The sequence below is a fragment of the Methanomethylovorans hollandica DSM 15978 genome, from assembly GCF_000328665.1.
Classification (GTDB): Archaea; Halobacteriota; Methanosarcinia; order Methanosarcinales; family Methanosarcinaceae; genus Methanomethylovorans; species Methanomethylovorans hollandica.
Genome location: NC_019977.1, coordinates 1,789,443 through 1,803,309 on the forward strand (window position 1 = coordinate 1,789,443; position 13,867 = coordinate 1,803,309).

Sequence of the window (13,867 nt, forward strand, 5' to 3'; positions counted from 1 at the left end):
ATTAATATAATATTCAAATATAAATACGTTTATGCCTTATCGAGCTGTAAATATAATTCCCTTTTAGTTTAAAAAGGGAATGAAGAGTAAATATTTAACAGGCAAGAGCATCTAAAGAGGACTATTTTCGTAACTTACGATAGATTTTCCAATGAAAAGGCTCTTCTTTTCGGTATTTTTTGATCTTTGTCCAATCGCTCACCTGTGCGATAAATTCCTCTTTGGACATGCCAATCTGCTGCAAGAACATATCTAGACCCTGAACAGCCTCCGGATTTTCTGCTTTCTCCAATTCTAATTCAAGAGCTTTTTCTCTTGTCATTTGTCCTAATCTTATTAGGTTGCTGTGATAGAAAGTAGACCCTGTAACCTCCGGGAATTTAATAGCGTGTATGTAGAAAGGAATCTCATGCAGAAAACAATCTGTATGTTCAAAGGTCTCCCCGGCTTTTTTCCAGCCCATTTCACGTTGTATCGTCTCAAGGATCTCTGTATAATTAGAATCCAGATAATCATATATCCCCACATAGCCCGGAGTGATATGAGCAGGGACGAATTTGTCTTTGATGCCCATGAGATTAAGTGCAGCACTTATATAAGACTTATAACCTGCTTTTGCTTCATGCCCCAATAAAGGGGAACAGCTCTTTTCAGCTTCAGTACCTTTACATGCATTCTGAAAAACAGTAAGTTCGCCACTTTGAAAAAGCTCGGGAAAACCACTGAGATAGGAAATTCTCCGCCCATTTCCTGTTATTACAATAGGTATATTGAAAGCCTTAAGAGGAAAATAACTTACTAATCCTATACCTCGCATGCAGGGAATACATACATGACCACAACTCATAATGAAATGTTTATAGAGTTCAAGCATTGTTTTCGGATTTATGGCATAATATATATGATCTGCTTTTGTGGCATTTAGTGCATTTTTTATGTTCAGTCTTGCATAGTCTGATAAAAAACCATTGTCAAAAGTGATACACAGGCATTTAAGATTGTAGATCTTATCACAAACATAAAGTGCATATGTGCTGTCCTTACCTCCACTCAGGGGGACAAGGCAATCGTATTCAGAATTGAGTTTCTTTATCTTTTCAACAATTTGTTCGAATTGTTTTTTCTTAAATTCTTTTTTAATATCCCAATCACCAAATGATCGGTCAAAATTGTTACAGTAATTACATACACCCCTCTCATCAAGCTTTACGCTTGGCAAACTGGCCGGCAGGATGCATCGGGAACATCTTAAGATCTCTTCCAATCAGATACCTCCATGGAAAAAAATTAGTAGAAAAACTATGAACGACTAAGAGAGATATAATTTTCCATATACGATGTACTGGAACTACAATTTTACACAAACATTATATTCTGAATATTGACCAACCTTAGATATAATGACGGAATAATCCCGGCTCAGATATTACCTCCGAAGATTCAGATTTTTTTATTTTGAATACATAACCTCAATATCTGCTCCAGCCAACCTATGAGTAAATTTAAAAAGGACATGGAGTCTAAAAAAGTATAACTATGGAAATAAAAGAACTGGTACATAAGATACACTCCTGCGAATGTGAACTTGTGCTTGCTATTACAGGCGGAGGAACTGAGGCAATCGGAGAACTATTGAGATATGGAGGAGGGTCTGCCACTTTACTGGAAGCGATAGTGCCATACAGCCAGAGTGCACTTGATGCTTTCATTGGCAGGAAGCCAGAAAAATATGCTTCCGCAAGGACCGCGCGGGCAATGGCCATGACCGCCTTCCAGAAGGCAATAATGCTACAAAGTCCTGAACAAAAAAGATTTGAACATCTTCTGGGTATTGGGGCGACATGTACCCTGGCAAGAAACGGTGAACGGAAAGAAAGACAGCATGAACTGCATGTGGCAGTACAGTCACTTCAGAATACAACCTCCTATAGCATCTTGTTCTTAGAAAAAAGAGATCGTGAGCATGAAGAGGCCATAGTGTCCAGGTCGATCATTAACATGATAGCTATATCGTGCCACCAGGATGTCGTAATAACAGACGGGACAGGATTATCTTCTCAGGAAAGACCACAAATAAAGCAGGTACAAGCTATTGAGGGGATATCAAACATGCTGTTGCATGAAGCTAACTCATATAATACGCTCCCAAGCTTTGTAAGAATAAGTGGGCAAGATAGGAATACACATCATTCACACAAAATCATGTTCTCCGGCTCCTTCGATCCTTGCCATAAGAACCATTTGAAAATGGCACGGATAGCGTCCAGAAAGTATGGTTTACCAGTACATTTTGAGATCTCACTCCTTAATGTAGACAAACCGCCAATAGACTATATCTCACTTGAGGATAGGATATCTTCAATAAAAGCCCGGTATGAACCTGATTTTATGGGGGACATATTTGTGACAAATGCACCTCTGTTTTCAGAAAAGGCGATCATTTTCCCGGATTCCACTTTTATTGTGGGCGCCGATACTATGAAGAGACTCTTTGACCCGAAGTATTATCGTCCTGGAGACAACCTCTATTCTCTTCTTGAACATTTCAGGACAAAAGGGATAGATTTTCTTGTTTTCAGCAGAAAAGGGATACATATTGAGATCCCAGCGGAAATTGAACATATAATAACTATAGTTTCCGAGGATGAATATAGCGACGATGGTATTTCATCTACACAAATAAGAAAGTTACAACAGAACAAGTAGTGCTGATGAAAAGACACTATTTAGGCGGGTCTCTTTCTGTTTCAGCGTATAATTTGGGGTGTCCCTTTTCTTTATGCACCTTGATAATATCGTTGCTAAGCCCGATGGCAAGCTTTTGCAATATTATCTGAGCCTGAAGTATCTTTTCAGAGTTGAGTTGATCCCATTGTTCTGATGATATACAGTCCATTACAGACTTAAAGTAATCAAGCTCCTCTTTTTGAACACAGGAATGCACGCTCATGCAGGAACAATACTTTTTTTGTAAACGATCAAACATTTCCTCAAGCTTACTGCCAGTTAACACATGGCAGAACTCGTGACATACAGGAGACACTTTTGAATCTATAAAATGCACTTCTGCCAGGAAAAGGAAAAGTTCACATTCGTACATCCAGTCACGTATCTCATATAGATGAAACATATTCAGATATAATTGCAAACTGAAAAGTATAAAAATTTTATGGTTGCTTTAAAGATACTCTATGAATAATAGGAATAATATGAATCATTTGTATATCACTTTGTTTATTTCCCCTAACTAAACTGCAAATAAACAACATGATGGAGCATAACATATTCTAGAAAAAAAGAGCTGAGTTATTCTCAGCTCAATACAGAGTATTCAAACACGTGTCACAACTAATTTCGGTCTCTGATCAGTATTGGACCACTCAGAACTGTAGAAAGCAATGTAATTACCGCTCTCGGTTCTTGCCTTGAGGAAGAAACCAGTGTTCTCATAAGTACCCCGTATGTATTCCTGCACAAGTTGTGTGACATCAAAGTCATAGTACTTGTTGTCAGGCACAGTACTTGCCCGGAAAGTTACCGAAGCATATGGAACATTACCCTGTGCATTACCATTCTTATCGAACCAGTCTCCTCCAGCTGTAGTCCAAGGAACACCGGACATACTAGTATTCCATGTCACATACTTTGGATCCCACTTTACTGGCCTGTAAACTTCAACCACAGTATCAGAAGTGCGGGTAGCACCGGCTGGATAGTACCAGTACAGCGACAAGGTTGCCTGAGATATCGTATCCTTTGGATCATAACCGCTTAGATCGAACAATATAACATCTCTGTAACTGCTTGTGCTTAGCTTTCCAATATCGAGATAGATGCTAGTGGAATAGACTCTATCCGGAGATATCTGACGCAATCTGTTATCATAAGCAGCTGTGTATGAAACAGAACTTCCTGTTGTGGTTGTAGGTTCATTCACAACAACTTCCAGTGTGTCTGAATCGGTCTGTCCGATGGTATCTGTGACTATAAGAGTCACAGTGTAAGTTCCTGCTGTTGCATATGTATGAGCCGGTGAGACACCGCTGAATTCAGCTGTGCCATCACCAAAGTCCCATGAATATGAGACTATACCGATGTCATCAGTGGAACCACTGCCACCGAAAGTTACAGCTACACCCGTTGTAGCAGTCTTGTCAGCTCCTGCATCTGCAACTGGTGGATTATCTACAGGACCAACAGGTTCACTCACAACAACTTCCAGTGTGTCTGAATCGGTCTGTCCGATGGTATCTGTAACTGTAAGGGTCACAGTGTAAGTTCCTGCTGTTACATATGTATGAATTGGTGAGACACCGCCAGATTCAGCTGTGCCATCACCAAAGCTCCAAGTGTAGGAAACTATACCGATGTCATCAGTAGAATTACTACCATCAAAAGTTACAGCTACATCCTTAGTAGCAGTCAGATCAGCACCGGCATCTGCAACCGGTAGGTTATCTACTACAGGCGGTGTGATCGGAGCTGAAAGCGGTGGTGCGATCGGAGCTGAAACTGGTGGTGCGATTGGAACTGAAGCACCAATGAGACACACTTTCAATTGTGGTCTCTGATCAGCATTGGACCACTCAGAGCTGTAGAAGGCAATGTAATTACCGCTCTCGGTTCTTGCCTTGAGGAAGAAACCAGTATTCTCATACATACCACTTACATATTCCTGCACGAGCTGTGTGACATCAAAGTCATAGTACTTATTGTCAGGCACAGTACTTGCCCGGAAAGTTACCGAAGCATACGGAACATTACCCTGTGCATTACCATTCTTATCGAACCAGTCTCCTCCTGCTGTAGTCCAAGGAACACCGGACATACGAGTATTCCATGTCACATACTTTGGATCCCACTTTACTGGCCTGTAAACTTCAACTACAGTATCAGAAGTGCGGGTAGCGCCTGCTGGATAGTACCAGTACAGCGACAGCGTTGCCTGGGATATCGTATCAGTGGGCTTATAACCACTCAGATCGAACAATATCGCATCTCTGTAACTGCTTGTGCTTCTTCCAATATCGATATAGTTATTTGTGGAATAAACTATATCCGGAGATCTCTGAAGCAATCTATTGTCATAGACTGGAGCGTGTGAAACACAATCTGTTGTGGTTGTAGTGGCTGTTGAGTCACTCACAACAACTTCCAGTGTATCTGAACCTGTCTGCCCGATGGTATCTGTAACTGTAAGGGTCACAGTGTAAGTTCCTGCTGTTGTATATGTATGAACTGGTGAGACACCGCTAGCTACAGTTGTAGTATCACCAAAGTCCCACGAATATGAGACTATACTGTTGTCATCAGTGGAACCACTGCCATCAAAAGTTACAGCTACATCCTTAGTAGCATCCTTATCAGCACCAGCATCTGCAACTGGTAGATTATCTACTACAGGCGGTGCCAACGGAGCTGAAAGCGGTGGTGCGATCGGAGCTGAACCAGCATTGAGATCTACAGTCAACTTAGGCCTCTGATCAGCATTGGACCACTCAGAACTGTAGAAGGCAATGTAATTACCACTCTCAGTTCTTGCCTTGAGGAAGAAACCAGTGTTCTCATACGTACCTCTTATGTATTCCTGCACAAGCTGTGTGACATCAAAGTCATGGTATTGATTATCAGGCACAGTGCTCGCCGGGAAAGTTACTGAAGCATATGGTGTGCTGCCTTGTGATACACCATTTTTATCGAACCACGCCCCACCTACCGGGTTCCACGCAGTACGATACAGACGATAGTACCAAGTCACATGCTTTGGATCCCATCTCTGTGGCCTGTATATCTCCACTACCGTATCAGAAGTACGTGTCTGACCTGCTGGATAATACCAGAAGAGAGATAGTGTTGCCTTCGATATTGTATCATCTTTATTGTACATACTAAGATCAAACAACATCACATCCCTGCTACGAGCCTTGCTCTTCCCTACAGCAAGGTAGGATGTATCAGAAAAAACAACACAAGATGATGACTCACTCAATATATTGTCATATTGAGCGCCTTGAGAGATTGGGCCATAGTAGTGTGCATCATCACTATCAGTGTACTTTGTATCGCCGTAGTAGCCTTCAACATCAGCAGTGTTTACCTGCTGACCGGAAACCCAGGCAAGATCATACTTAGCTTCGGTAGAAGCTCCAACACCAAGAGTGGTTGTGGGCAGAGTTACCGGACCATACTTAGTATCGGTTACAACAATGTTAGTAAGTTCAACGTTACCCATGTTAGTAACTATGATCTTAAACTGAACGGGACCCGACGATAGAGAAGGACCTGTTATGGTATCAGCATCCTCCCAGCCAGTACCGTTCCATACGTACTTTTCAATATCAATAGCACCGCTGGCACCATAGTAATGGGCATCATCAGTGTCATTGTACTTTGTATCGCCGTAGTAACCTTCAACATCAGCAGTGTTGTTCTGCTGACCGGAAACCCAGGCAAGATCATATTCAGCTTCGGTAGAAGCTCCAACACCAAGAGAGGTAGTTGTCAGAGTGACTGGACCGTACTTGGTATCGGTTACAACAATGTTAGTAAGTTCAACGTTACCCATGTTAGTAACTATGATCTTGAACTGAACGGGATCAAATGTGGAAGCAAGATAAGGACCAGTTACTGTGTCAGCATCTTCCCAACCAGTACCGTTCCATACGTACTTCTCGATGTCAATTTCACCACTGGAACCGAAGTAGTGACTCGGATCTTCATCGGTTACCGGAGCTTCATTGTAATAGCCTGTAACATTACCGATGTTAGCATACTGACCTTCAGTTGCAGTACCGGTAGCAGTATACGTCCAGACCTCTCCAGGTTGCAGGATACCATCATTATTGGTATCACCATCAACAAGGTTGCTTATAATGCCCAGAATATCGTCCATTACAACAATGTCTGTCAAGTTCACATTACCTGGGTTAGTTACATTGTAAGTCCAGGTAACTTCGGAACCAATGGGGATGTAAGGTCCGGTTGGACTGTCAGCGTCTTCACCATTGGTGTACTTTTCAATATCAACTGAAGAGTTAGCACCATAGTAATGGCTTGGATCTTCATCGGTTACCGGAGCTTCATTGTAATAGCCTGTAACATTACCGATGTTAGCATACTGACCTTCAGTTGCAGTACCGGTAGCAGTATACGTCCAGACCTCTCCAGGTTGCAGGATACCATCATTATTGGTATCACCATCAACAAGGTTGCTTATAATGCCCAGAATATCGTCCATTACAACAATGTCTGTCAGGTTCACATTACCTGGGTTAGTTACATTGTAAGTCCAGGTAACTTCGGAACCAATGGGGATGTAAGGTCCGGTTGGACTGTCAGCGTCTTCACCATTGGTGTACTTTTCAATATCAACTGAAGAGTTAGCACCATAGTAATGGCTTGGATCTTCATCGGTTACCGGAGCTTCATTGTAATAGCCTGTAACATTACCGATGTTAGCATACTGACCTTCAGTTGCAGTACCGGTAGCAGTATACGTCCAGACCTCTCCAGGTTGCAGGATACCATCATTATTGGTATCACCATCAACAAGGTTGGTTATAATGCCCAGAATATCGTCCATTACAACAATGTCTGTCAGGTCCACATTACCTGGGTTAGTTACATTGTAAGCCCAGGTAACTTCGGAACCAATGGGGATGAAAGGTCCGGTTGGACTGTCAGCGTCTTCACCATTGGTGTACTTTTCAATATCAACTGAAGAGTTAGCACCATAGTAATGACTTGGATCTTCATCTGTGACTGGGGTACCGCTGTAATCTGCACTAACATTACCGATATTAGCATACTGACCTTCAGTTGCAGTACCGGTAGCAGTATAAGTCCAGACCTCTCCAGGTTGCAGGATACCATCATTATTGGTATCACCATCAACAAGGTTGGTTATAATACCCAGAATATCGTCCATTACAACAATGTCTGTCAGGTTCACATTACCTGGGTTAGTTACATTGTAAGTCCAGGTAACTTCGGAACCAATGGGGATGAAAGGTCCGGTTGGACTGTCAGCGTCTTCACCATTGGTGTACTTTTCAATATCAACTGAAGAGTTAGCACCATAGTAATGACTTGGATCTTCATCTGTGACTGGGGTACCGCTGTAATCTGCACTAACATTACCGATATTAGCATACTGACCTTCAGTTGCAGTACCGGTAGCAGTATAAGTCCAGACCTCTCCAGGTTGCAGGATACCATCATTATTGGTATCACCATCAACAAGGTTGGTTATAATGCCCAGAATATCGTCCATTACAACAATGTCTGTCAGGTTCACATTACCTGGGTTAGTTACATTGTAAGTCCAGGTAACTTCGGAACCAATGGGGATGAAAGGTCCGGTTGGACTGTCAGCGTCTTCACCATTGGTGTACTTTTCAATATCAACTGAAGAGTTAGCACCATAGTAATGACTTGGATCTTCATCGGTTACCGGAGCTTCATTGTAATAGCCTGTAACATTACCGATGTTAGCATACTGACCTTCAGTTGCAGTACCGGTAGCAGTATACGTCCAGACCTCTCCAGGTTGCAGGATACCATCATTATTGGTATCACCATCAACAAGGTTGCTTATAATGCCCAGAATATCGTCCATTACAACAATGTCTGTCAGGTTCACATTACCTGAGTTAGTTACATTGTAAGTCCAGGTAACTTCGGAACCAATGGGGATGAAAGGTCCGGTTGGACTGTCAGCGTCTTCACCATTGGTGTACTTTTCAATATCAACTGAAGAGTTAGCACCATAGTAATGACTTGGATCTTCATCTGTGACTGGGGTACCGCTGTAATCTGCACTAACATTACCGATGTTAGCATACTGACCTTCAGTTGCAGTACCGGTAGCAGTATAAGTCCAGACCTCTCCAGGTTCAAGGATGTTGTTACCATTATCACCACTGATACGAACTGGAATTACACCCATGTTATCAGCTACAACAACATTCGTCAGATTCACAGTACCATTGTTGGTAACGTTATAAGTCCACGTTACAGTGGATCCTACAGGAATGAACGGGCCAGTTGCGTTATCAGCATCTTCTCCATTAGTATATTTCTCAATATCTACTTCTGGAATAAGCTGGAAGAGACCAGCGTCCAGCATGCTGTTGTTCTCACCTGCAGCTAGCGTTATCGAGCTAGTTCTACCTGTGAGCAGGTCAGCATCGCTGTCCACCGCGTCATCTTGGCCCTTATCCTTAAGCGTGAAGTCATAGCCTGTCGGTTTTATGAACTCCACAATGTAACTACCAGGAAGCAGGCCGAGGAACTGGTAGAAGCCTGTAGCATTTGTTTTGATGGTTACGGGATTGCTGAAAACATCGAGCATTGGATTACCACTGCCATCCAGCAGATTTACTGTTACATTTGCAACACCCAGCTCACCTACGTCCTGAATACCATTGCCGTTAACATCCAACCACACATAGTCACCGAGGCGACCGTAAATTGGTGTCCTGGCCTCAAAAGGTATGGTGATACCGACAGCAGTTGCGCTTCCAGTATTCACGATCTCTGTAATACCGGGAGTCAGGTCTACAAAATCCTTGATGATAGCCTTGAAGGTGACTGTATATGAGCCACCAACTGGAAGTGCAACATTATCATCGAGGATAACGCCCCCTTCGTCCAGCGGGAAAGCAGTTGTACCACTGTCAGGAATTGGACTTGTTGTTGTTGGGATGGTGGGAGCTTCTTTAGTCAAGTTGGTGCTATCCTCAACATAGATAGCATCTACAGGGAATGCGTCCTGCAACAACACATCCGGTACAGGAGCACGAGCAATGTTATTAATGACAATTGTATAGAGTAACACATCCCCGGGGCTGACATAGCCGTCATTGTCCCTGTCTTCATATAAGCTGGCAGTTTTACCATCATCAAACAAGGGTAGAGGTGGTATTCCCGTACCCATATCTACTCCTGGCGCTGCGGCACTGGCAGTCAATGGATCCTCACCCCAGGCTCCCACCAGTTTGGTACCATCCAAAGTGTACAGCAGCATCCCTGTCTGGTCGCGGTCAATAGTATCATAGACCTTTGCCCTGTCGAGTTCCGTTAGATCATAATGAACGTTATATTTATTTCCGTTTGGATCAGTTAAGCTTCCCGTTGTTGGATTGGCATCAAAATCAACGTAAACCCTAACAGGATTATTTCCATTTCCGATAGGTGAAACCCAGACAGGATTTCCATTTTCAGTAGGGTTGGTAGAAGAAGTAGGATCACGTCCGATACCAAGACCTATGAGCAACTGAGGTGTCAGGGAACTCTCAGGGACTAGAGCAAAACCCCAATCCCAAATGGAATTGTAGTAATTAGTGCTTGTTCCAGAGTTGCCAGAGTTAGTAGTGGACAAAGCGTAGAACTTTTGACCACCGGTCGTGTAGAAATGTGCGCCATAATTCACGTTTGTTAGAACTTGCTTGAGATAGCTGTTTGCAGGAACTGTTAGAGCAACGTTGCTTATAGTACTGGAGGAAGTTCTGGCACGATACTGAACCGTGATAGCAGTGGAAGATGGATTATAAAGCCAGACAGTTGTCTCTACACCATTGTAAGTCTGAGCACTGGTAGGAGTTGAGACGGGAGTATAGTAACTGGCGGCCCACAGATTAGTAGGCAACAAACGGAAGAAACGACTTTCGTATCCCACTGAAGTGGCTATATTACCAGTTATAAGGTCTACCTGAACCGGGTTGTTGGAAATTACACGAGCTCCCACGGAAAGACCATTGTTCACCAGATAGCTCTGTCCTTCTGTAAGAGGAACAGTTGTTTCAAATACAGTATCTGCATTAGCATCAATTTGGACTGTTGCGCCACCTTTGCCGGCCATGATCGCCATACCAGTGTACTGGAACATCTGAAAATCTGTGCCATCGGGAATGTTCGTACCTACCGGAACACGGAATTCCGTACCCCAGTTATCAGTATCGTACACTTCATTGGCATCGGCCATGAGAGTATTTGGCCCTGTAGCCCAGCCTGCACGGACCACAGAGATAGTCTTGGTGGCTGCTATCTTATCCCTGCCGCCAAATTTGATGACCGTTAGAGGATCGGTGGTAGTAACAGGATTATTTAAGACGATTACCGTTCCCCCATTGATTATATCACTGGGCACCCCCGGAGGGACTCCATTTGAAGTGTCACCATCTCCCCATATCTGCGTACCGTCAAGATTAGAACTTGAATATACATCAAGAGGGTTGCCAATATCGGGTTCATATCCATTCTCATACTGATCATAATAAATTATAGTATTATTGGCAATCGCAGAAATAGAAATGTAACTTTGCATTGGATTGCGAGGAGTTTCACCGAAGCCACCTGCCTGAATTACCTGTAGAGCTTGTAGCCACTGGTTTTCAGGAACCGGTACATAGAAGAACTGCACAGGCGGCGGATTAATGGCTGCACTTATCATAGGCATACAGGCCAAAATGGCCACAGTTAGAAATACAGTTAGAACCCTTCTGTCTCTTCTCATTTTCAACACCCCTCTGCTAAATCCACGGATGCCCAGAAAACCACAAAATTGTGGTTAAACTCCAACTATAATGAAAGGAATATCCACCCCTGGACCTAGAAGTAGATCTACTATCCTAATTAGGTATGGGTTCTTATTAAATATAAATATAACCAAATTAGATTTGATGACAATTATATTAACATTCGTGTGACTTTAAACATTATTAAATTATTTATGGCGATTATACTTATTAAATCCCTGTAAATCTTTTTCCCTTAATACCAAAGTTGACAGCTACATCCATTTAAGGTGCAACTAAAAAAAGTAGACTTGTATTAAATAATTTTTTCAAGATCAATGGCCTCTACCAATGATGAATCATCGGATAGATGTTAGCTTCCGGTACATTTGCTAAATTTAATGGATCTCCACAACATTGAGTGGGTAAATTCGGAAGGTATTCGGAGTAAAAGAGTATTCTGACTTACTGAACCGATTTTGGTAGTCATGACAACTAAGTCACATGATATGGATTCTTAATTTCAGCGGATATTTAGTATACAGTGAATTGTTATTTTATGGGGGATTAGTGATGTACTGGTGCTGCAATTACCCACACGATGTTGAAGAGAGCCAATTTAATGAAAACATTAAAGGCTTCAGTGTTAAATATTCAAGATCAAGAGTGGGCTTCATGCCTAAAAAGAATCCTATATGTGTTGAATATACCCATTTGTGACCTTCGTTTAGTGGTATAAGGAGAAGTTGCATAATTAATCCGACCTTCCGCAGATGTCAAGAAAAAACAGGTATTTTCTCTTTTCAGCAATTTGTACGAAGAAAGTCCAATATTTATCACAATGTATGTTATTATTATGTTAAATAGTATTATTAAAGTTTGACAAATAACTGCAATTCAGATAATTGGCAAAATTCTAGGACATCTGCGGAATATAAGATTAATCGCCAGAGGAGGATAATCCGTTCTATTCAATAAGTATCATACCTACCTTTGATGTTCTAAAAAAGAGAATTATTGCTTTAATAGGCAGACAAGATTAAAGTACCCTGATTATGTATCGATGAATCTGTTCAAAGGCACAGATCGTTTGATGTTCCTGTGATCTTTTATGAAGACCACGTAACCAGAATCCTCTTTATCGAAGATGAAAGTATATTCAACATTGAAATATGCCCAGTACTTCACATAAACTGACCTGGCATCCGAAACAGTAACAATAGCATCTGTAGAGTTTTCTGTGATATTGTACACAGGATAATCTATCTCCCGTGGGAAGCTGGAATCATACAATGCTGCGGCTCTTGAGATGTATCCGTAATCATCTGCAGTTATATTGTCATAAGAGTTCACTGGAATAAGACTCGATCTGTGTATGCCTTTCCAGTAACTTGTTTCAAATATCTTATAATGCGTTTCATTAAAGCTGTATGCACCCAGGAACTTCCCGAATGACATAGGTGCCATATTCTGATACGAAATGTCAGAGTCTTCCGTATCTGAGATATGTTGTACCAGCATGAGCTTAGTAAAAGGTGCCAAAGCACACCAGATTAGAAAAATACATGATATAGAAACTATTATTGTTCTTTTATTGTGTTGCAGGTATCTGTATACCGGGTCCATTTTTGGCCACTTCCCTTTATTTCTCTGATACTGTAACAACAGTATGAACAGAGGTATCAGGGAAATTGCAGTTACAATAGGATCAAAGAAATCAAAGGCCCCCAGGGTGGAGCTCTCTTTTATAAAAGGGAAGAAAGGACGCATTTTCCAGCTTGTTGCATAATCCAGGTATACGTGACTAAGAATTGCCAGGAAGCATGCGATCGTAAGATGGAGGTTCTTCTCCATTATGTGAAGGAACAGCACAACTAATATAATGAACAATATGGAGTGCATGAATTCCCGATGTCCCATAAAATAGAACAAACTGTTTCGCATCTCCGGGCTCAGATACTTTTCCAGCAGGATAAATATGACGTATGGAATAAAATCAAGGTCAGGAAGTATCGAGAACAAAACCACCAGTTTACTTTCCCTTCCGCGCAATCCTAAAAGTAAAACAATGAGCAGACCGATTCCTGCGTGGGATAAAGAACTTACCATAATTCACCATTTACATTCAATGCCAGAATATTGTACCCCGATCATCTGATTTAAATTTACTTCAATGATCATCTCTGTGAATATGAACCGATGCCTGAAGGGAAGTTATAACATCTATCAACTATCAGCTGAACAAGTATGTCCATTAGCAATGCTTCCTGAAGGAAGTTAAGAAATAAACCAAGTTAAATCGAATGAGAGATCTCAGATTTATAGAACCTTCGGTGCAGCCAGATCAACCC

At 41.9% G+C, this 13,867-nt stretch carries 5 protein-coding genes; 1 reads left to right on the forward strand and 4 read right to left on the reverse strand.

What is annotated here, in order from left to right; genetic code table 11:
• Nucleotides 1–121: 121 nt before the first annotated feature.
• Complete coding sequence (locus METHO_RS08635) at nucleotides 122–1,264, reverse strand: hypothetical protein (RefSeq protein WP_015325150.1); 1,143 nt, start codon at nucleotides 1,262–1,264, stop codon at nucleotides 122–124.
• A gap of 272 nt (nucleotides 1,265–1,536) precedes the next feature.
• Between METHO_RS08635 and METHO_RS08640 the strand changes: the two genes are divergently transcribed.
• Nucleotides 1,537–2,706: a nicotinic acid mononucleotide adenylyltransferase gene (locus METHO_RS08640; protein ID WP_015325151.1), complete on the forward strand. Its 1,170-nt coding sequence runs from the start codon at nucleotides 1,537–1,539 to the stop codon at nucleotides 2,704–2,706.
• Nucleotides 2,707–2,722: 16 nt separating this feature from the next.
• Here the strand turns inward: METHO_RS08640 and METHO_RS08645 are convergent, their stop codons facing one another.
• The 3 genes from METHO_RS08645 to METHO_RS08655 all read right to left on the reverse strand — a co-directional run bounded on the left by METHO_RS08645 (nucleotide 2,723) and on the right by METHO_RS08655 (nucleotide 13,625).
• Nucleotides 2,723–3,130: a hypothetical protein gene (locus METHO_RS08645; protein ID WP_156811089.1), complete on the reverse strand. Its 408-nt coding sequence runs from the start codon at nucleotides 3,128–3,130 to the stop codon at nucleotides 2,723–2,725.
• A 201-nt stretch (nucleotides 3,131–3,331) separates the two neighbouring features.
• Nucleotides 3,332–11,515, reverse strand: a complete 8,184-nt coding sequence (locus METHO_RS08650) for a disaggregatase related repeat-containing protein (protein ID WP_015325153.1) — start codon at nucleotides 11,513–11,515, stop codon at nucleotides 3,332–3,334.
• A gap of 1,054 nt (nucleotides 11,516–12,569) precedes the next feature.
• Nucleotides 12,570–13,625: a metal-dependent hydrolase gene (locus tag METHO_RS08655; RefSeq protein ID WP_015325154.1), complete on the reverse strand. Its 1,056-nt coding sequence runs from the start codon at nucleotides 13,623–13,625 to the stop codon at nucleotides 12,570–12,572.
• Between the last annotated feature and the right edge of the window lie 242 nt (nucleotides 13,626–13,867).